Below are 20,030 nucleotides of genomic sequence, written 5' to 3'. Positions count from 1 at the left end.
GCGGGACCAGGTTCGCCCCGGAGAAGCACAGCCCGTCGAGCCGGCCGCCGACGCCCCAGAGCTCCCCGCCGAGCCGCCAGGGCTCGACGCCCACGGTCTCGACCCGCGAGGCGACCATGCAGGTCGCGACCGGGTCGTCATCGAGCACACCGCGCACCCTCGACCGGTCACGGTCATCGAGGAGCCGCGCACCGGCGGTACGGAGCACGGGTCCAGAGTGCCACATCAGGCCCGCAACCAAGCGTGCACGGTGCGTACACCTCGCCCGGGTTGCGTCGCGCGATCATCATCGCAGCGTCATGATCACCACAGCTCCGAGACCTGGCTTCCACCGCTGGAGCGCGCATCCTGGAGTCATGAACGAGAACGACTCCACCCCCGAGGACGGCTACCGCGGCGACGACCTCGCCGCGACGCTCGAGGCGCTGGCGCGCCAGAGCAGCGTGGCGAACCCGCGTCGCACGCGCCGCTGACCGTCCGCTTCCCGAACACCACCGAAACGCCCGCCGCACCGTCGCGGCGGGCGTTCTCTCGTTCGTGGGCCCGGGAGCGTGGCGCACGGCGCCCCCCGGTCGCCGCCCCGGTGAGGTTCACCGCGGACCGACACGCGCCGCGCGAAGTGTGTGCGCCACGCGTCGGTCTCTCATGGGCTGACCGGACTCAGACCAGTTCCGGGCGTACCCAGTCCTCGCCGAGCACGTGGTGGGCGAGGAACGCGAACACCGTCGAGTACCAGAGCTTCGCGTCCCCCGGGCGCAGCACCCAGTGGTTCTCGTCCGGGAAGTACAGGAACTGCGAGACGTCCCCGACGCGGCCGTGACGCTGCAGGTCGTACCAGAGCCGCAGACCCTCCCCGATCGGCACGCGGTAGTCCTTGTCGCCGTGGACGACCAGCATCGGCGTGGTGATCTCCGACGCCCAGCGGTGCGGGGAGTGCTCGTCGTAGCGGTCGCGGTCGGCGATCGGGTCACCCCACTGGCGCACCCAGTGGTACGAGCCGTCGGTGGTGCCGACGAAGCCGTCGAGGTGCCAGATGCTGGCGTGGGTGACGATCGCGCGGAAGCGGTCGGTGTGTCCCGCGATCCAGTTGGCCATGTAGCCGCCGAACGACCCGCCCATGGCCGCCGTCCGTGACGGGTCGACGTCCGGCCGCTCGAGCGTCGCGTCCGTCAGCGCCAGGAGGTCGGTGAACGGCAGCCCGCCCCAGGCGCCGGTCGAGACGTCCATGAAGTCCTGCCCGTACCCGGTGGACAGCCGCGGGTCGGGCAACAGGACGGCGTACCCGCGGGCGGTGGCCGTCCACGGGTTCCAGCGCCACGTCCAGGCGTTCCAGCTGCCGAACGGCCCGCCGTGGATCCACAGCAGCAGCGGGGCCTGCCGATCCGCCGACGCGCCCTCGGGCAGCGCCAGCCACGCCCGCAGCGGCGCGCCGTCCTCGCCGGTGGCGGTGACCTCGGTGAGCGTCCCGGGGATCGGGTCGATCTCGGTGGCGCCGCGCAGCAGGGCGGGCTGCTGGTCGGGGGTCCGGGGGTCGAGGCGGACCGGGGTGGGTGGGGTGTCGATGGCCGAGCGGAGCGCGTAGACCGCGCCACCCTCGGGGCTCGCGACGACGTCGGTGTAGGCCCCCGAGCGCGTGAGGCGCGTGAGGCCGCCGTCGACGAGCGACACCCGGAACACCGGGGTGTGTCCTTGCTCGTCGGCGGTGACGAGGGCGACGTCGGGCTCGGCCGACCCGACCACGGACTGCACCGTCAGCCGGCCCTCGTCGAGCACGGTGACGGTCTCGCCACCGTCGAGCCGGCGGGCAAGCAGGGTGTGCGCCGGGGCGCGGCCGGGGCGGGCGTGGCGCTCCCGGATCCAGAGCAGCCAGCGGCCGTCCGGGGTGATCGTCGGGCGCTCGTGGTCGGCGGCCTCGGCACCGTCGCCCGCGGGCTCGTCGGCGACCACCTCGACCTCACCGGCACCGGCACCAGCACCGGTACGGCGCAGCTCCATCCGGACCCGGACGGCGGCAGGGTCGGCTCGATTCCCCGTCGCTCCGCTCGCCCCGGCTCGATCTCCTGTCGCTCCGCTCGCCCCGGCTCGATTCCCGGTCGCTCCGCTCGCCCCGGCTCGATTCCCCGTCGCTCCGCTCGCCCCGTCCCGGACGTCGACGGCCACCGCGACCGTCGCGCCGTCCGGGCTGACCACGTACTCGCGCAGGCGCTGTCGGGCGTCGGTCGGGTCGACGACCGTCGTGGCGGGTTCGAGACGCTCGCCGTCGAGCGGGGCGTGGACCCGGATCTGCGGGCGCCCCGGCCCGAGGTCGTGGTCCCAGAAGCGCACCGGGAACCGGTCGTGCAGCCGGGCGGTGACGCCGGCCTTCGTCCGGGCCGCACGCAGCGCTCCTGCCGCGTCGGCAGGCTCGTCGTGCTCGTCGGAGGCCGGGTCGTCCCCGGCAGGCTTCTCCGGGGCCGAGCCGACGGGCACGGAGGTCGCGACGACGACGCGGCCGGAGTCGCGGGCGACGTCGAACGAGGCGACGCCCTCGCCGCAGGTCAGCACCGGACGGGCCTCACCGCCGCGCAGCGGCAGCACCCACAGCGCGGCGGGCTCGCCGTCGGGCTCCTTCGCGGCGGGGTCGGGGCGACGCGAGGTGAACATCAGGTCGCCGTCGGGGGTGAACGCCGCCGCCGACTCCCCCGCCGACGACCGCGTCAGCCGACGCGCCGGTGCCTCGCCGGTCGGGTCGACCTCCCAGACGGCGCTGACGGAGGAGGTGGCGTCCGGGGAGAGCTCGGAGACCGTGGTGACCAGCCGCGCCCCGTCCGGCGAGAGCGCGAGCCCGGCCTGGCGGCGGGCGGAGACGAAGGCGTCGAGGTCGTCGAAGGTGCTCATCGCGTGGGATCACACCACGCCAGGAGACCGGGCCACCTATCCGACGGTCACGGAGGGCGCGCCGCCGGCCTGGCCGCCCGCGAGCTCACCCTCGCCGGCTTCCTCCGCGAGCCGCAAGGCCTCCTCGATCAGTGTCTCGACGATCTGCGCCTCGGGCACGGTCTTGATGACCTCGCCCTTGACGAAGATCTGGCCCTTGCCGTTGCCGGAGGCGACCCCGAGGTCCGCGTCGCGCGCCTCGCCCGGGCCGTTGACGACGCAGCCCATGACGGCCACGCGCAGCGGCACCTCCATGCCCTCGAGGCCCGCGGTGACCTCGTCGGCGAGCTTGTAGACGTCGACCTGCGCGCGCCCGCACGAGGGGCAGGACACGATCTCGAGCTTGCGGGGGCGCAGGTTCATCGACTCCAGGATCGACAGGCCCACCCGGACCTCCTCGATCGGCGGCGCCGAGAGCGAGACGCGGATGGTGTCGCCGATGCCCCGGGACAGCAGGGCGCCGAAGGCGGTGGCCGACTTGATGGTGCCCTGGAACGTCGGGCCCGCCTCGGTGACGCCGAGGTGCAGCGGGTAGTCGCACTGCTCGGCGAGCAGTTCGTAGGCGCGCACCATCGTCACCGGGTCGTGGTGCTTGACCGAGATCTTGACGTCGTGGAAGTCGTGCTCGGAGAACAGCGAGGCCTCCCAGAGCGCCGACTCGACGAGCGCCTCGGGCGTCGCCTTGCCGTGCTTGGCCATGATCCCCGGCTCCAGCGAGCCCGCGTTCACGCCGATGCGGATCGGGATGCCCGCGTCCTTGGCCGCCTTCGCGATCTCGCCGACCTTGTCGTCGAACTTCTTGATGTTGCCCGGGTTCACCCGGACCGCGGCGCACCCGGCGTCGATGGCGGCGAACACGTACTTCGGCTGGAAGTGGATGTCGGCGATGACCGGGATGTTCGACTTCTTCGCGATCGCCGGCAGCGCCTCGGCATCGTCGGCGCTCGGTACGGCGACGCGCACGATGTCGCATCCCGCGGCGGTGAGCTCGGCGATCTGCTGCAGGGTGGCGTTGACGTCCGCGGTCAGCGTCGTCGTCATCGACTGCACCGAGACCGGGAAGTCGCTGCCCACGCCCACGCCCCCGACGTCGAGCTGACGGGTCTTCCGGCGCGGCGCGAGCACCACGGGCGCTTCCGGCATGCCGAGGTCGATCGTCATGGGCCCCAGTCTGCTACAGCAGCCCGCGTCGTGCCCCCGTCGCCGTACGTGAGACGCGGCATCGGGCCGCGACGCTCACCGCGGGGTCGTCAGAGGTTCAGCTTGATGGGGTTGACGATGTCCGCCACGATCACGAGCCCGCCGTAGAGCATGATCAGGATCGCGAACCCGTAGGCGATCGGCATCAGGCGGGCCATGTCGACGGGCCCGGGGTCCGGACGGCCCCGCAGCCGCGCGAGCCGCTTCTTCGCCGCCTCCCAGAGCGCCGGGAGGATGTGCCCGCCGTCGAGCGGCAGGATCGGCAGCAGGTTGAGCAGGAACAACGAGACGTTCACCGCGGCGAGCAGCTGGAGCATCACCGCCAGTTCCTGGGTGACCGGCTGGTCGGAGGCGAGCACCTCGCCGCCGAGCACCGAGACGCCCACGACGCTGACCGGCCCGGTCGCGTCGCGCTGCTCGCCGAGGAACACCGCGCCGAACAGGGCCGGGACCTTGTGCGGCAGGGCGGCGACGCTGGAGACGACGTTGGAGAACATCTGGCCCGTGTAGTCCAGGACCTGGCCGGGCGTCTGGCGCATGACGGGCTGGATCGGGGTGAGTCCGAGGAACGACCCGGTGACGTAGCGGGGCTCCCCGGACTGCGCCGAGTCCAGGTCGAGCAGCTGGGTCTCGATGAGCTTGGGGTTGAGCGTCAGGGTCTGGACGCCGCCACCCGGCTGGGGCCGTTCGACGACGACGGGGACCGTGCCGGTCGCGTCACGGATCGCGAGCTGGAGGTCCTGCCAGGAGTCGAATGTGCGCCCCTCGAAGCTCACGATGCGGTCGCCGGCCTGGAACCCGGCCTGCGCGGCCGGGGTCAGTGGGGCGCCGGGAGGACAGCGGTTGCCCGGGGTGGCCTGCGAGGCGGGGACCACGCACTCGCTCACCGAGCTGACCACGGGCTGCGAGGTCGGGATCCCGAAGCCCATGAGCACGATGATGAACAGGACCGCGGCGAGGATGAGGTTCATGAACGGCCCGGCGAACATCACGACGATGCGCTGCCACGGCTTGCGCGTCCAGAACTGGCGCTCCTCGTCGCCGGGCAGGATGTCGCGCGCCGAGTCGGCCCGGACGTCGTCGATGAGCCCCTGGAAGGGCCCGGACCGGCGGCTGCGCCCGATCCGCTCGCCCGGCGCGGGCGGGATCATCCCGATCATGCGGATGTAGCCGCCCAGCGGGACGGCCTTGACCCCGAACGAGGTCTCGCCGCGCTGGCGGGAGAACAACGTGGGGCCGAACCCGACCATGAACTCGGGCACGCGCACACCGAACCGGCGGGCCGCCGTGAAATGACCGAGCTCGTGCCAGGCGATCGAGAACAGCAGACCGAGCGCGAACAGCACGATCCCGAGGGCGAGCATCACGAGGCGAAACGGTAACCGGAACGCTGTTGTGATCACGTTTCGCCCCTGGGGACTCAGGCGCGCGCCGCCCCCAGGAGCTCCCCCGCCCGGGCCCGCGCCCACTGCTCCGCGGCGAGCACGTCGGCCACGTCCGTGGGGTCGCGCGACCACTGGCCCGCCGCGGCGAGCACCTCGGCCACCGTGTCCACGATCCCCAACCAGTTGCCCTGACCCGCGAGGAAGGCGCGGACGGCCTCCTCGTTGGCCGCGTTGAACACCGCGGGCAGGCAGCCGCCCGCCGAGCCCGCGGCGCGCGCCAGGCCGACCGCCGGGAACGCCGTCGCGTCCAGCGGTTCGAACGTCCACGCCGACGGGGACGCGAACGTCTCCCGCGGCGAGGCCCCGGCCAGCCGCTCCGGCCAACCGAGGGCGAGCGCGATCGGCAGGTGCATGTCCGGCGGGCTCGCCTGCGCGATCGTCGAGCCGTCAGTGAAGGTGACCATGGAGTGGACCATCGACTGCGGGTGCACCACGACGTCGATGCGCTCGTAGGGCACCCCGAACAACAGGTGCGCCTCGATGAGCTCGAGACCCTTGTTGACCAGCGTCGACGAGTTCAGCGTGACGACCGGTCCCATGGCCCAGGTGGGGTGCGCGAGCGCCTCGTCGAGCCCCACCCCGGCGAGCTGGTCGCGGCTGCGGCCCCGGAACGGTCCGCCGGACGCCGTGAGCACGATGCGGTCCACCTCGCCCGCGGCCCCGGAGCGCAGGCACTGCGCGATCGCGGAGTGCTCCGAGTCCACCGGGAGGATCTGGCCGGGGGTGGCCGCGCGGGTGACGAGCGGACCGCCCGCGACCAGCGACTCCTTGTTGGCGAGCGCGAGGGTCGCGCCGGTGTGCAGTGCCGCGAGCGTCGGCGACAGGCCGCGTGAGCCGTCGACCGCGTTCAGCACGACGGTGCCCGGCCCACCCGATCCGGCGAGGTCGGTCATCGCCTCCGGCCCGGCGACGACGACGGCGCGCGAGCCCGCCGCGCGCAGCGCGGCCTCGACCCCGGCGGCGGCCGACGGGTCGGACACGGCCACCGTCGCGACCCCGAACTCGGCGGCCTGGGCAGCCAGGAGTGGTGGGCGCCCGCCCCCCGCGGCGAGCCCGGTGACGACGAAGCGGTCGGGGTGGGCCCGCACGACGTCGAGCGCCTGCGTGCCGATCGACCCGGTCGAGCCGAGCAGGACCACCGGGCGGCGGGCCGGGACGGCGGGTGCGGCGGGCGGCGGGTGTGGTGTGGCCATCGCCGCCATCCTGGCCCGTCGTCGTGCCCGGCGGGAACGACACACCGGGACGACGCGTCGTGTGGGCCACCCACGGATCGCCGTGGGGCCCGGGGGCGGATAGGTTGACCCGCGACAACTCGGGCAGCCCGTCCCGCCCGGACACGACCCGCGAGGAGGCCCCCGTGGCGAGCAGCGCGACCCCGGCCCGTACCGACCACGGTGACGTGGCGCAGCACGGTCACGAGCACCGGGCCGTCGTCGTCAACGGCATCTCGTCGGACGACGAGCCCTCGGTCCAGTGGGGCTGGCACGCGCATTTCCCGAAGGTCGCCCACTTCGCCGGCTTCATCTGCGCGGCGATCTGCCTGATCATGATCCACGGGAACCACGTCGGGAAGCAGGAGGACGTCTGGCTCGTCGTCCTCGCCGTCGCCTTCTTCTCGCTCTCCCTCGGCGCGATCATCCGCAACCGCACCTCCTGGCGCCGCTAGGCCGGCGACGCGGGGCTGTTCGCCTCCACCGCCTTCGTGGCCTTGCGCGACGCGACGAGCACGGCGTCCCACACCGGTGAGAACGGCGGGGCGTAGGAGAGGTCGGAGAACGTCATCTCCTCCGCGGTCATGCCGTTCCAGATCGCGGTCGCGAACACGTCGATCCGCTTCGCCGCGTTGGCCCGCCCCACGATCTGGGCGCCCAGCAGCCGCCCGGAGCGCTGCTCGGCGAGCACCTTCACCGTCATCATCTCCGCACCGGGGAAGTAGCCGGCGACGTTGCTCGACTCGATCGTCGCCGTGACGAACCCGAACCCCGCCGCCGTCGCCTCGGCCTCCCCCAGCCCGGTCCGGCCGATCTCCAGCGAGCACACCTTGGAGATCGCGGTCCCGATGACGCCGGGGAAGGCACCGTAGCCGCCCGCGAGGTTCGTGCCGATGATCCGCCCGTGCTTGTTGGCGTGCGTCCCGAGCGCGATCGCGACGCCGCGCCCGGAGAGCCGGTGGTGGGTCTGCACGCAGTCGCCGCCCGCCCACACGTTCTCGTGGCCCAGGCAGCGCATCCGCACGTCGGTGGCGATCCCGCCGGACTCCCCGATCGTCAGGCCCGCGTCGCGCGCCAGGTCGACGTTCGGCCGCACCCCCAGACCGAGCACGACGACGTCGGCCTCGAGCGTCCGGTCCGCGGTGCGCACCGCGCGGACCCACCCGTCGTCGCCGACGTCGAAGCCCTCCACGGGGGTGCCGGTGAGCACGGTCATGCCCATGCCCGTCATCGCCTCGCGGACCAGGGCGCCCATGTCCGGGTCGACCTGGGTGAACGGCTCCGGCGCCCGGTCGACGACGGTCACGTCGAGCCCGCGCTGCAGCATCGCCTCGGCCATCTCGACGCCGATGTAGCCGGCCCCGACGACGACCGCGCGGCGCGCGTCCGAGCCGGCCAAGGCCTTGATGATCGCTTCGCCGTCCTCGAGCGACTGCACGCCGAAGATCCCCTCGGCGTCGATGCCCTCCAGCGGCGGGCGGAGCGGCCGCGCACCGGTGGCGAGGACGAGGTCGTCGTACTCGAGTATGCCGTCCGACCCGTCCCCGTCCACGGCCCGGTACGACACCGCCTGCTTCTCGAGGTCGAGCGCGGTGGCCTCGGTGCGCAGCCGCAGGTCGATCCCGGCCTCGCGGTGCTTCTCCGGGGAGCGGGCGATCAGGTCGTCCCGGTCGGTGACGTCGCCGGCGATCCAGTACGGGATGCCGCAGGCGGAGTACGAGGTGTAGTGCCCGCGCTCGAGCACGACCACCTCGTAGGCCTCGGTGCCGCCGTGGCGCAGCGCGGTGTTGGCCGCGCTCATCCCCGTCGCGTCGCCCCCGACGACGACGATCCGGCGCGTCATCGGCGACACCGCCGCGCGTTGGTGCAGGTCATCTGGGCCGAACCTCCGATAGCGTGCGCTCGTGGCGGACGCTGCTGAGCTCGAGGTGGACGGACGCGTCGTGCGCCTGACCAATCCGGACAGGGTGTACTTCTCGGCGCGCGGCGAGACGAAACTGGATCTCGCCCGCTACTACCTCGCGGTCGGCCCCGGCATCGTCAACGCGCTGCGGGACCGACCTTGCATGATGCACCGCTTCCCCACCGGAACCGACGGCGAGAAGGTCCACCAGAAGCGGGTGCCCAAGGGCGCCCCGGACTGGGTCCCGACGGTGCGGGTGCGCTTCCCGCGCTACAACCGCACCGCCGACGAACTGTGCGTCTCCTCGGTCGCGGACGTGATCTGGGCGGTGCAGATGTCGACCGTGGAGTTCCATCCGTGGAACTCCCGGGCCGCCGACGTCGAGTCCCCCGACGAGTGGCGCATCGACCTCGACCCGATGCCCGGCGTCGGGTTCGCCACGGTGCGCGAGGTCGCCGCGGTCGTGCACGAGGTGCTCGACGAGCTCGGCGCGACGGGCTACCCCAAGACCTCCGGCGGCAAGGGGCTGCACGTCTACGTGCGGATCCGCCCCGAGCACTCGTTCGGTGAGGTCCGCCGGGCTGCGTGGGCCTTCGCGCGCGAGGTCGAGCGCCGCGCGCCGCGGCTGGTGACCACGGCGTGGTGGCGCAAGGACCGCGAGCCCGGCACCGTCTTCGTCGACTACAACCAGAACACCCGCGACCACACGATCGCCTGCGCGTACTCGGTGCGCGGGACGCCGCTCGGCATCGTCTCCGCGCCGGTGCGCTGGGACGAGATCGACGGGGTCGAGCCGGGCGATTTCACGATCGCGACGATGCCCGCGCGCTACGCCGAGCTCGGTGACCTGCACGCCGGGATCGACGAGGCGGTGTTCGACCTCGCGCCGCTGCTGGGGTGGGCCGACCGCGACGACGCCGAGGAGCCCGAGGCCCCGGAGGTCTGACGCGCTCCTCAGAAGGGGGTGCCGTTCCAGGGCACCGACGGCGCCGCGAGCAGACGCGCCAGCCGACCCGCCGCACCGGCCGAGGCCTCCTCCAGGCGCCCGGTCCGCGCCAGCACCCGCGGATCGACGCCGCCGAGCACCAGGGACCCGAGCGACGTCACCGGGAGCACGACGTCGGGCTCGTCAAGGGTGGGTGCGACGGCGGGCGCGAGCCGGTCGTGGGTGTCGAGCCGCCACCGTCCGGGGGTGAACCCGGCGTCGTCGGCGACCTCGAGCACAATCGCGTCCTCGATCGGGTAGCGCCGCGCGGCGAGCAGCGCGGGCACGTCGAGCACGCGCAGCCAGAGCATCGCCTTCCCGCCGTCGTCGGTGACCGCCCGGTGGTCCGCCAGCAGCCACGGCAGCGGCTCGTCCACCGAGGCGTGGCCCCACCGGACGGTGCCGACGAGGTCCTGGGTGCACAGGTGGCGCCACAGCTCGGTGTAGGCGGTCGGGGTCACCGCCTGCAGGTCGACCACGCCGAGCGTCGCCGCCCCGGTCGGGTGCCAGCCCTCCTCGACCCGGTGCACGAGGTACCCGGCCGGTTCGCCGTCGTCGTCGCGCCAGACGGCGACCTGGCGCATGCGGTCCGGCTCGAGCCCGTTCCACGGCCCGGCGCCGGACAGGACCGCGTCCCACTGCTGAGGGGTCCGCGCGAGGGCGCCGGGGTGACGACGCCGGGCGCGGTCGTGCACCGGGCGCGCGAGGACCAGGGCGAGGTCCGGCCGGTCGACGATCTCGACGGCGCCGCGCGGGTCGGGGTCACGGAAGCGGGCCCGCGCGGTGTCCACGGTGATGCCGCTCATGCGGGTCGCGAGCCCGAACCCGAAGTGCTCGTAGAGCGACCCCTGGGTGGAGGTCAGCACGGCCGCCGGGGCGCCGGCGCGCACGGCGGCGGCGAGGTCCTCGGCGATCAGGCGGCGGGCCAGGCCGCGACGCCGGCGGGTGGAGCGGACGCCGATCCCGGTGATCGCGTCCGCGGTGACGGTCCCGCCGGGAACCGTCAGCTCCGCGTCCCACGAACGCAGGGTGGCCACCGGGGCCGGGTCGGGGTCGACGTAGGCGCCGCGCAGACGCTGCCCCTCGAACCCGGCGCCGACCCTCGCCAGCTGCTCGGGCTCCAGCCGCGGCGAGAGGAAGGCCGCGGACATCGCCCGCGTCCACGCGACCGTGCCGGCGTCGGCGGAGCCCTCGGTGACGCGCGGCGTCATCGAGCGGATCTCTGCGGGCACCCTCGGGTCAGCCTCCGGTCGCGGCGAGCTGGCCGCAGGCGGCCGCGATCTCGCGACCGCGGGTGTCGCGCACGGTGCACGCCACCCCGCCCTGACGGACGCGGCGCACGAACTCGGCCTGCACCGGCGCCGGGCTCGCGTCCCACTTCGATCCCGGCGTCGGGTTCAGCGGGATGAGGTTGACGTGGACGAGCCGGCCGAGGTGCTCCGAGACGATCTTCGCCAACAGGTCCGCGCGCCAGGGCTGGTCGTTGATGTCGCGGATGAGGGCGTACTCGATCGACACCCGCCGCCCGGTGACGTCGGCGTAGTGCCGGGCCGCCTCGAGGACCTCGCGCACCGGCCAGCGGGTGTTCACCGGCACCAGGGTGTCGCGCAGCTCGTCGTCGGGGGTGTGCAGCGAGACCGCGAGGGTGACCTGGAAGCCCTCGTCGGCGAGACGGTGGATCGCCGGGACGAGACCCACGGTGGAGACGGTGACCGAGCGCTGCGAGATCCCCAGGCCGGACGGCGCCGGGTCGCAGATGCGGTGCAGGGCGTCGACGACCCGCCGGTAGTTCGCCAGCGGCTCCCCCATGCCCATGAACACGATGTTCGACAGGCGGGCCGGGATGCCCTCGCCGAGGTCCCCGTCGCGCGCCGCCGCGGCGGCCACGCGGACCTGCTCGACGATCTCCGCGGTCGACATGTTGCGCTGCAGTCCGCCCTGGCCGGTGGCGCAGAACGGGCAGGCCATCCCGCAGCCGGCCTGGCTGGAGATGCACACCGTGGCGCGGTCGGAGTAGCCCATGAGGACGCTTTCGACCAGCGCCCCGTCGACCGCGCGCCAGAGCGTCTTGCGGGTGGCGCCGCCGTCGCAGTCCACGACGGACGTGGGCTCGAACAGCTGCGGGAACAGGCCGGCGACGGCGTCGCGGTCCGCGGCGGGCAGGTCGCTCATCGCCGCGGGGTCGGCCTCGTAGCGGGCGTAGTACTGCCGGGCGATCTGGTCGGCGCGGAACCCCGGGAGGCCGAGCTCGGTGACGGCGGCCTTCCGCTCGTCGGGGTCGAGGTCGGCGAAGTGCCGCGGCGGACGGGTCCGACGGGTGCCGTTACCCGAGAGCGACAGGACGGGGAGTGCCGTGCCGGGCTCGGGCTCGACGGGGGCGGCGTCCCCGATGGTCGAGCCCTGCTGTGCTGCGTCCCCGGTCACCGGGCGCGATCCCGCAGCGTCTCGAGCAGGCCGATCCGGTCCGCGGCCGACACCAGGAGCAGCACCCCGCACAGCAGGCCGAGCAGGCCCTGCGAGACGAAGCTCGACGTCTCCTGCGTCGACATCAGTGCGCCGAGCACGCCCAGCACGATGAGCGCGATCCCGAGCCACTGCGTGGGACGCTGCCCGGTCGAGCGGGCGAGCGTGAGGAAGGCGATCCCGGTGATGACCGCGGCGATCCCGGGTCCGAAGCCCGCTTCCGAGATCAGCCCGAGCAGCACCGACTCCACGATGATCGCCCCGATCGCGATGCCGCCGTAGCGCATCAGGTCGGCCGATCGGCGGGGGTCCAGGGCGTTCGAGCCGCGGCGCCGGTTCTCCACCAGGATGAACACGACGAGCGCGATGCCGCCCGCGAGCAGCAGGGTGCCCGCCCCGTCCGCGCCGAGGCCCAGGGTGCCGACCGTCAGCCACCCGACGCCGACGAGGCACTCCACGATCACCGGGTCGAGCCGGATCGCGGAGCCTCCGCCCCGCGGTCCCCGTCCGGACGGCGCTGGGCCGCGGGAGGGCGGGCGGGAGGACCCGCGCGGCGGCCCGGCGGGTCCGGACGGCGGGCGGTTGAAGCCGCCCGGGCGTTGTCCGCCGCCGCGGTGGGGCTCACCCGGGTACGGGCCGGGATGCGGGTACGACACGCCCACCACGGTAGCGGCGTGTCGGGCAGGGGGTATCGGGCAGGTCCGCCGGGCCTCGCCGGGAGGTTCACTCGTCCGGCCCAGGGCCAGGTGTCCGGATCGGTCCGTGACTGTCAGGGGTTCGAACTAGTGTTCGAGTCATGACAGCGGCAGTGGTGGAGGAGGCGGCCGTCGGCGGGTTCGACGCCCTGCCGGCCGGGCCCGCCCTCGCCGCTGCCCTCGAGGAGGTCGATCCGTCGACGCTGTCCGGTGAGTCCGCGGCGGCGTGGATGCGGGCGGCGTTCCGGGCCCGTAACCATCAGGACTGGCTGCTGCTGTGCGCGATCAGGCAGGCCTGCTCGGCACGGTCAGGCACCACGACGCGGGTTCCCCCCGACGAGTTCGCCCCGAAGATCGCGGCCGCCAACCTGGGCTGGACCGCGACCATGGCTGCCGCCCGCCTCGACATGGCCGTGGGGGTGCTGGAGCGGATGCCCGCCCTCGGCGAGTCGATGCGGGTCGGGACCACGGAGGCCGCGAAGGCGTCGGCGTTCGTCACCGGACTCGAGGGCCTGTCCGATGAGCAGTGCCGCCGGGTCGTGGACGCCGTGCTGCCCGACGCACCCTCGATGGGGATGGCCGAGCTACGGAACCGGATCCTCGAAGCCGCCTATGCCGTCGACCGGATCTGGGCTGCCACGCGGCTGGCCGCCGCCACCGCGCGGGCCCGGGTCACCGCGGAGACGGCGCCGTCGGGTGCGGTCGACCTGTGTGGGCGTGACCTCGACCCGAACCTCGCCCAGCACGCCAAGCTCCGGCTCCGTGCGGTGGCGCTCGCGGTCCGGGCCCGGCTACGGGCCACCGGCCACGCGATCGGACTGGGGTTCATCGAGGCCCGGGTGTTCGTCCGGCTCATGGACGGCACCCAGGCCGGCGCCACCGACGACACCGTGATCGACGCCGTCACCACCGAACTCGCCACCCTGTCCACCACGGCAAGCACCGGACCCGACGCACCGTCCGACGCGGACCACCCTCAGCCCGACGACGAGCCCGGCCCGCCCTCCGACGGCGGCCCAGAAGACGACGACCCGGACGCCGAGGGCCCCCGGAGGCCCGACGACGAACCCGGCCCGCACCGGGGCGACGACAACGACGAGCCGGGTCAGAACGACGGCGACGGCGACGGCGGTATCAGGCGTGACGATCCGCGCGGCCCGCGGCCGACCCCCGATGGCGGCGCCGAGCCGTCTCCCCCGACCCCGGCATCCCAGGAACCGGTCCCGGCCGGCAACCACGCGGGTCACCACCTGCCCGCGGACCCTCCAACTCACGACGACCCAGCTCCGGACGATCCGACCCCGGCCACGAGCTGCGTGGCGTTCGAGCCCGGGATCGGGGTCCGCCTGGCGCTGTCCACCCTGCTCGCCCTCGACGACCAGCCCGGTTTCCTGCCCGGGATCGGCCCGGTCACCGCTGGCACCGCCCGCACCGCCGCCATGACCCGCGGTGCCGGCGCGTGGAAAATGCTGATCCACGACGAACCCGGCCACCTCGAGCACCTGCTGACCCTGCGAGCCCCACCGGACGCCACCGGCGATCCCCGCTTCGGCCGGCAAACCGTCCAGGTCACCGCCCCGGCCGCGCTGATGCACGCCCTCGACCCCGCGAGCTCCACCGACGCGGCGGGGCTCGACGATGCCCGCCCGGCGCTGATCGACGCCGCCACCACCTCATGGCTCGCCCGCGCCCGCGCCACTCTGATCCGCGCCGAGACCGCCGACCCCGACGACCACCCGGCGACCACCACCCGCGAACGCGACCGCCGATTCCCCGGCGCACGCCTCGCCGACTACATCCGCGCCCGCGACCAGACCTGCATCTCCCCCACCTGCACCCGACCCGCCGAGGCCTGCGACCTCGACCACACCCTCGACTGGCTCCACGGCGGCCGCACCGAAGCCGCCGACCTCGGAGCGCTCTGCCGCCACGACCACCGCGGGAAGCACCGCGGCGGGTGGACCTACGAACAACCCGAACCCGGCCGATTCGTCATCACCGACCCCACCGGCACCCGCCACCACGTCCGGAGTCGCGTCGTCCACCCCCGACCCGCCCCGCACATCCGCGGCCACGCCATCGCCCCCCAGCCCGACCACCCCACGCCCCGGGAGGACTGGGCACCCCGACGTACCCGCGACGGCCGCATCACCCCCGAAGCCCGAGCCACCGCCGAACACCTCACCCGCCCACTCCGGGAGGAGCCACCCGGCCGCTACGACCACGACCCCGACTTCTAGAGCGCGCCCCAGGGGCTGCGCTCAACGAGCGGGCTGCAGTCCCTCCGGACGGCGCCGGACCTGGATTCGGTACGCCACGGGCAGCGCGAGCCCCGGCGTGCCGTCCACCGCCCGGTCGGCCACGGAGGGCGTGAACTCGATGTGCAGCACCGCGGAGAGCGTCGCGCGGTCGGGGAAGCGCCAGAGCGTGTCGACCCGGCGGGTGGAGAACCCGCGCTCGGTGAAGAACCGCTCGGCGGCCCGGGGGTCGTACTTCGGGGCCGACGCGCGCATCCACGACCCGTACGAGTGGCGGGTCGCGTCGAGGTCGACGAGGACGAGGACACCGCCGGGGCGCAGCACCCGGTCGGCTTCGGCGAGGCCGGGCTCGCAGCCCGGCCCGAAGAAGTAGGCGGTGCGCGCGTGCACGACGTCGGAGGAGTCGTCGGGCAGCGGCAGGGCCGCGGCGCTGCCGCCGAGGACGGTCACCGTGTCGAGCCCGTCGCACCGGCTGCGGGCGCGGGCGACGAGCGGCGGGTGCGGCTCGACACCGGTGACGCTCCGGGCCGTCGTCGCGAACCGCGGCAGGTGGTACCCGTCGCCGCACCCGACGTCGACGACGTCCACGTCGTGGAGATCGACCGCCCCGTCCAGGGCCTCCCACAGCGCGCCCGTGGCGTCCTGCGCCTCGTTCTCGGCCTCGTAGACGTCGGGCCAGCGCCAGATGTTGGGGCTCTCGGCCACTCCCGGGAACGTCACCGGCTCAGGTCATCGGCGGGATGAGCAGGAACAGCAGCAGCCAGGCCACCGGCGCGGAGGTGACGAGGGAGTCGAGCCGCTCCATGAGCCCGCCGTGGCCGGGGATGGTCTGGCCCATGTCCTTGATGCCGAGATCGCGCTTGATCAGCGACTCCACGAGGTCGCCGATCACGGCGGTGCACACGAGCAGTGGGCCGAGGATCAGGCCGTACCACCAGGTCGAGCCGAGCAGCCACATGATCGTCAGGGAGGCCCCCGCGGCGCCGAGCACCATGGACCCGACGAGGCCCTCCCAGGACTTCTTGGGGCTGACCTTGGGGGCCATCGGGTGCTTCCCGAACAGCACCCCGGCCGCGAAGCCCCCGGTGTCGGAGCAGACCACGATGATCAGGAAGGTGAGGACCCGGGCGCTGCCGTCGGGCGGCACCACGAGCATCGCCCCGAAGGCCATGCCGAGCGGGATCCAGACGAGGACGAGCATCGACGCGCCGACGTCGCGGACGAAGCCCGCGGCGCCGAGACGCATCCGCCAGACGAAGCAGCCGAGCACCGTGACCATCAGTGACGCGAGGATGCCCTCGGTGCCGAACGGCCAGGACAGCCAGATCATGGCCTGGCCGCCGATGAGCACCGGGACCCGCGAGAGGCGGATACCGGCGGCGCGGTTGAGCGCGCCGAACACTTCCCAGGTCCCGACGGCCGCCGAGACGGCGACGATCGCGATCCAGGTCTGCCGGACGGTCAGCAGGGACACGATGATCACCGCGCCCATCAGCAGAGCGACGCCGATGGCGAGCGGGAGGTTGCGCCCGGCCCGCGAGCCGGACCCGCCGGAGTCCCCGGACCCGCCGGATCCACCCGACGGCGGCGCAGCGTCCGACGGGGCAGGTCCCGCCACGTCCTCCGCCACCGCGGACCTCCCCGATCGAGGACCCGGCGCCGAGACCCCGGGTCGGGCCGCTCAGACCTCGAGCAGCTCCGTCTCCTTCGCCTTGACCATGTCGTCGATCTTCGAGACGTACGTGGAGGTGGTGCTCTCCAGCTCCTTCTCGGCCCGGGACACCTCGTCCTCGCCCGCCTCGCCGTCCTTGGCGATCCGCTGGAGCTCGGTCATCGCGCCGCGACGCACGCTGCGGATCGACACCCGCGCGTCCTCACCCTTGCTGCGGGCGACCTTGCCCATCTCCTTGCGACGCTCCTCGGAGAGCTCCGGGAACACGACGCGGATGAGCGTGCCGTCGTTCGACGGGTTCACGCCCAGGTCGGAGTCGCGGATGGCGCGCTCCATGACGCCCAGCGAACTCACGTCATAGGGCTTGATGACCGCCATCCGGGCCTCGGGGACCGCGACCGACGCGAGCTGGGGCAGCGGGGTGTACGAGCCGTAGTACTCGACGTTGATGCGGTTGAACATCGCGGGGCTGGCCCGCCCGGTGCGGACGCCCGTGAGGTCGTCCCGCGCGACGGCGACGGCCTTCTCCATCTTCTCCTCGGCGTCGAGGAGGGTCTCGTCGATCACTGTGGTCTCCTCTCGGCGCTGAAGATCAGGAGGTGGGCGTGTGGACCAGCGTGCCGATCCTCTCACCTCGGACCGCACGGGCGATGTTCCCCTCGACCAGCAGGTTGAACACCATGATCGGCATCTGGTTGTCCATGCAGAGGCTGAAAGCGGTGGCGTCCGCGACCTTGAGGCCCTTCTCCAGGACCTCGCGGTGGGTGATCTCGGTGTACATCGTGGCCGTCGGGTCGATCTTCGGGTCGGCCGTGAACACACCGTCGACGCCCTTGGCCAACAGCACGACCTCGCACTCGATCTCGAGGGCACGCTGGGCGGCGGTCGTGTCGGTGGAGAAGTACGGCATGCCGACACCGGCCCCGAAGATCACCACGCGGCCCTTCTCCAGGTGCCGCATGGCCCGGCGCGGGATGTAGGACTCGGCGACCTGGCCCATCGTGATGGCGGTCTGCACGCGCGTGTCGATGTGGTGCTCGCGCTCGAGGAAGTCCTGCAGGGCCAGGCAGTTCATGACGGTGCCGAGCATGCCCATGTAGTCGCTGCGCTGGCGCTGCATCCCGGCCTGGGAGAGCTCCTCGCCGCGGAAGAAGTTGCCGCCGCCGATGACGATGGCCACCTGGACCCCGGAGGCGACGACCGCCGCGATCTGACGGGCGACGGTGCGCACCACGGTGGGGTCGACGCCCACGCCGCCCCCGCCGAACATCTCGCCGCCCAGCTTGAGCAGGACCCGACGACGCGGGTCCGGGGTCCAGTCCTCGGTGAGCTGCGCCGACGGGTCGACGATCTCGGTACCGGTCACTGGCGACGGCTCCCCTCGTGCGGTGGCTGCTCCGGGTGACCGCCGTCCGGCCCGCGGTCAGCTGACCGCGGGCCGGACGGCGGAACCGCTCAGGCCTGGCCGACCTCGAACCGGGCGAAGGTGCGGAGCTCCACGCCCGCGTCCTTCAGCACGGCGCCGACCGACTTCTTGTCGACGGCCACCGAGTCCTGCTCGAGGAGCACGGTGTCCTTGTAGTAGCCGTTGATCCGACCCTCGACGATGCGGTCGATGATCTTCTCCGGCTTGCCCTCCTCGCGCGCGGTGGCCTCGGCGACGCGGCGCTCGCCCTCGAGCACGTCCGCAGGCACCTCCTCGCGCGTGGTGTACAGCGGGCGCGCGGCAGCCACCTGCATCGCGGCGCTGCGGGCGGCCTCGTCGTCAGAGCCGGTGTAGGCCACGACGACGCCGATCGCCGGCGGCAGGTCCGAGGAGCGACGGTGCAGGTAGGTCGCCGTCGGGCCCTCGAGGCTGACGACGCGGCGCAGCTCGAGCTTCTCCCCGATGCGCGCCGAGAGGCCGGCCACGGCCTCGTCCACGGTCTGCTCGCCGAGCTTCTCGCCCTTGAGCGCGTCGACGTCGCTGGTCTTCGCGGAGATCGCGACGCCGAGGATGTCCTCGGCGAGCGCCACGAAATCCGGGTTCTTCGCGACGAAGTCGGTCTCGGAGTTCAGCTCGATCATCGAGCCGTCGCGCGCGGCCACCACGCCGTTCGCCGTGGTGCGGCCGGCGCGCTTGCCGACGTCCTTGGCGCCCTTGATGCGCAGCGCCTCGATGGCCTTGTCGAAGTCGCCCGCGTTCTCCTCGAGCGCCTTCTTGCAATCCATCATCCCGGAGCCGGTGGCGTCGCGGAGCTTCTTCACGTCGGCGGCGGTGTAGTTCGCCATCGCGGTGTCTTCCCGTTCCTCAGGTGTGGGTGGGTGCTGGGCCCGGTTCCGGCGGCCGCCCGCGATCGGGCGGCCGCCGGGATCGGCCTGGGGTGTCAGCTCTGGGGCGCCGCGCCGTTCGCCGACCCCGCGTCGGGGGCCACGGCGACGGCGTTGTCGTCGTCCCCCGACTCCGAGTCGACGGTGCCGCGGGTCCGCTCCGGGCGGGCCTCCTCGCCCGTCGGCTGGACCTCGTCGCTCGTCGCGGCGGCCTCGGCCTCGGCGGCCGGGCTGACCACCGGGGCGTCGCCACCGGCGTCGGCGACCGAGTTCGACGGCAGCGTCTCCGGCGCCGAGGCGCCGTCCCCGCCGACCGGCGCGAAGTCGGCCTCGGCCTGGGGGTCGGGCTCGGGGTCGGCGTCCGTTCCGCTGTGGCGCTGGCCGCGGGTCTGGAGACCGTCGGCGCACGCCTCGGCCACGACCTTGGTCAACAGCGCGGCCGACCGGATCGCGTCGTCGTTGCCCGGGATCGGGTAGTCGACCTCGTCCGGGTCGCAGTTGGTGTCGAGGATCGCGACGACCGGGATGTTCAGCTTGCGAGCCTCGCCGACGGCGATGTGCTCCTTCTTGGTGTCCACGATCCACACCGCGCTCGGCACGCGGGCCATGTCGCGGATACCGCCGAGGGTCTTCTCGAGCTTCTCGTGCTCCCGGGAGAGCATGAGGATCTCCTTCTTGGTGCGACCCTCGAAGCCCCCGCTCTGCTCCATCGCCTCGAGCTCCTTGAGGCGGGTCAGACGCTTGTGCACCGTCTGGAAGTTCGTGAGCATGCCGCCCAGCCAGCGCTGGTTGACGAACGGCATCCCGACGCGGGTCGCCTGCTCGTCGATGGCTTCCTGGGCCTGCTTCTTCGTGCCGACGAAGAGGATGGTCCCGCCGTGGGCGACCGTCTGCTTCACGAAGTCGTAGGCGCGGTCCACGTAGGACAGCGTCTGCTGCAGGTCGATGATGTAGATGCCGTTGCGCTCGGTG

17 protein-coding genes and 1 pseudogene are annotated in these 20,030 nt (G+C 73.3%); 3 read left to right on the top strand and 15 right to left on the bottom strand.

Annotated elements, in window-relative coordinates:
- From VGI02_RS05640 to dxr, 5 genes and pseudogenes are all read right to left on the bottom strand, one after another.
- Positions 1 to 208, bottom strand: a pseudogene (locus VGI02_RS05640) (GNAT family N-acetyltransferase); the annotation flags it as partial.
- 452 nt (positions 209 to 660) lie between these two features.
- Complete coding sequence (locus VGI02_RS05635) at positions 661 to 2,877, bottom strand: prolyl oligopeptidase family serine peptidase (protein ID WP_331626292.1); 2,217 nt, start codon at positions 2,875 to 2,877, stop codon at positions 661 to 663.
- Positions 2,878 to 2,913: 36 nt separating this feature from the next.
- A complete protein-coding gene (gene ispG, locus VGI02_RS05630; RefSeq protein WP_331626291.1) occupies positions 2,914 to 4,077 on the bottom strand; it encodes a flavodoxin-dependent (E)-4-hydroxy-3-methylbut-2-enyl-diphosphate synthase in 1,164 nt (387 codons plus the stop codon).
- A gap of 89 nt (positions 4,078 to 4,166) precedes the next feature.
- Entirely contained in the window at positions 4,167 to 5,480 is a 1,314-nt protein-coding gene (locus VGI02_RS05625; RefSeq protein WP_331626295.1) for a M50 family metallopeptidase, read from the bottom strand.
- A 56-nt stretch (positions 5,481 to 5,536) separates the two neighbouring features.
- The gene (gene dxr / locus VGI02_RS05620; protein WP_331626290.1) at positions 5,537 to 6,763 is read right to left on the bottom strand and encodes a 1-deoxy-D-xylulose-5-phosphate reductoisomerase; all 1,227 of its coding nucleotides are present in this window, start codon (positions 6,761 to 6,763) and stop codon (positions 5,537 to 5,539) included.
- 155 nt (positions 6,764 to 6,918) lie between these two features.
- Between dxr and VGI02_RS05615 the strand changes: the two genes are divergently transcribed.
- Positions 6,919 to 7,227, top strand: coding sequence for a DUF2631 domain-containing protein (locus VGI02_RS05615; protein ID WP_331626289.1), 309 nt, complete (start codon positions 6,919 to 6,921; stop codon positions 7,225 to 7,227).
- Here VGI02_RS05615 and VGI02_RS05610 read toward each other — a convergent pair.
- Positions 7,224 to 8,615, bottom strand: coding sequence for an FAD-dependent oxidoreductase (locus tag VGI02_RS05610; protein WP_331626288.1), 1,392 nt, complete (start codon positions 8,613 to 8,615; stop codon positions 7,224 to 7,226). The two genes, VGI02_RS05615 and VGI02_RS05610, sit on opposite strands and share 4 nt — an antisense overlap.
- 61 nt (positions 8,616 to 8,676) lie before the next feature.
- On the opposite strand from VGI02_RS05610, the gene ligD reads away from it, so the two are divergent.
- Positions 8,677 to 9,621 carry a non-homologous end-joining DNA ligase gene (ligD, locus tag VGI02_RS05605; RefSeq protein WP_331626287.1) on the top strand — a complete coding sequence of 315 codons (945 nt, stop codon included), beginning with the start codon at positions 8,677 to 8,679 and terminating at the stop codon, positions 9,619 to 9,621.
- Positions 9,622 to 9,629: 8 nt separating this feature from the next.
- On the opposite strand, the gene VGI02_RS05600 is transcribed toward ligD, so the two are convergent.
- From VGI02_RS05600 to VGI02_RS05590, 3 genes are all read right to left on the bottom strand, one after another.
- Entirely contained in the window at positions 9,630 to 10,892 is a 1,263-nt protein-coding gene (locus VGI02_RS05600; protein ID WP_331626286.1) for a GNAT family N-acetyltransferase, read from the bottom strand.
- A 7-nt stretch (positions 10,893 to 10,899) separates the two neighbouring features.
- Complete coding sequence (gene rlmN, locus VGI02_RS05595) at positions 10,900 to 12,000, bottom strand: dual-specificity RNA methyltransferase RlmN (RefSeq protein ID WP_331626294.1); 1,101 nt, start codon at positions 11,998 to 12,000, stop codon at positions 10,900 to 10,902.
- An 80-nt stretch (positions 12,001 to 12,080) separates the two neighbouring features.
- Positions 12,081 to 12,779 (bottom strand): proline-rich domain-containing protein, encoded by a 699-nt coding sequence (locus VGI02_RS05590; RefSeq protein WP_331626285.1) that lies wholly within the window; start codon positions 12,777 to 12,779, stop codon positions 12,081 to 12,083.
- Between the two features lie 140 nt (positions 12,780 to 12,919).
- On the opposite strand from VGI02_RS05590, the gene VGI02_RS05585 reads away from it, so the two are divergent.
- Complete coding sequence (locus VGI02_RS05585) at positions 12,920 to 15,058, top strand: HNH endonuclease signature motif containing protein (RefSeq protein WP_331626284.1); 2,139 nt, start codon at positions 12,920 to 12,922, stop codon at positions 15,056 to 15,058.
- A 21-nt stretch (positions 15,059 to 15,079) separates the two neighbouring features.
- Here VGI02_RS05585 and VGI02_RS05580 read toward each other — a convergent pair whose 3' ends face one another.
- The 6 genes from VGI02_RS05580 to rpsB all read right to left on the bottom strand — a co-directional run.
- Positions 15,080 to 15,796, bottom strand: coding sequence for a class I SAM-dependent methyltransferase (locus VGI02_RS05580; RefSeq protein WP_331626283.1), 717 nt, complete (start codon positions 15,794 to 15,796; stop codon positions 15,080 to 15,082).
- A 4-nt stretch (positions 15,797 to 15,800) separates the two neighbouring features.
- Positions 15,801 to 16,706 carry a phosphatidate cytidylyltransferase gene (locus tag VGI02_RS05575; RefSeq protein ID WP_331626282.1) on the bottom strand — a complete coding sequence of 302 codons (906 nt, stop codon included), beginning with the start codon at positions 16,704 to 16,706 and terminating at the stop codon, positions 15,801 to 15,803.
- Between the two features lie 51 nt (positions 16,707 to 16,757).
- Positions 16,758 to 17,315, bottom strand: a complete 558-nt coding sequence (gene frr / locus VGI02_RS05570) for a ribosome recycling factor (RefSeq protein ID WP_331626281.1) — start codon at positions 17,313 to 17,315, stop codon at positions 16,758 to 16,760.
- Between the two features lie 25 nt (positions 17,316 to 17,340).
- A complete protein-coding gene (gene pyrH / locus VGI02_RS05565; protein ID WP_331626293.1) occupies positions 17,341 to 18,099 on the bottom strand; it encodes a UMP kinase in 759 nt (252 codons plus the stop codon).
- Between the two features lie 104 nt (positions 18,100 to 18,203).
- Entirely contained in the window at positions 18,204 to 19,019 is an 816-nt protein-coding gene (gene tsf / locus VGI02_RS05560) for a translation elongation factor Ts (RefSeq protein WP_331626280.1), read from the bottom strand.
- 95 nt (positions 19,020 to 19,114) lie between these two features.
- The coding region (rpsB, locus tag VGI02_RS05555) for a 30S ribosomal protein S2 (RefSeq protein ID WP_331626279.1) at positions 19,115 to 20,030 on the bottom strand (916 nt) is incomplete at its 5' end.

Source organism: Actinomycetospora sp., assembly GCF_036497245.1.
Classification (GTDB): Bacteria; Actinomycetota; Actinomycetes; order Mycobacteriales; family Pseudonocardiaceae; genus Actinomycetospora.
The sequence above is the reverse complement of the archived record's forward strand: the minus strand, read 5'-3'. Positions and strand labels throughout refer to the sequence as shown.

Excerpts from the sequence above, each read along its gene's own strand:
- VGI02_RS05635 (WP_331626292.1), bottom strand. The coding sequence starts at position 2,877 with ATGAGCACCTTCGACGACCTCGACGCCTTCGTCTCCGCCCGCCGCCAG.
- ispG (WP_331626291.1), bottom strand. The coding sequence starts at position 4,077 with ATGACGATCGACCTCGGCATGCCGGAAGCGCCCGTGGTGCTCGCGCCG.
- VGI02_RS05625 (WP_331626295.1), bottom strand. The coding sequence starts at position 5,480 with ATGCTCGCCCTCGGGATCGTGCTGTTCGCGCTCGGTCTGCTGTTCTCG.
- dxr (WP_331626290.1), bottom strand. The coding sequence starts at position 6,763 with ATGGCGGCGATGGCCACACCACACCCGCCGCCCGCCGCACCCGCCGTC.
- VGI02_RS05610 (WP_331626288.1), bottom strand. The coding sequence starts at position 8,615 with ATGACGCGCCGGATCGTCGTCGTCGGGGGCGACGCGACGGGGATGAGC.
- VGI02_RS05585 (WP_331626284.1), top strand. The coding sequence starts at position 12,920 with ATGACAGCGGCAGTGGTGGAGGAGGCGGCCGTCGGCGGGTTCGACGCC.
- tsf (WP_331626280.1), bottom strand. The coding sequence starts at position 19,019 with ATGGCGAACTACACCGCCGCCGACGTGAAGAAGCTCCGCGACGCCACC.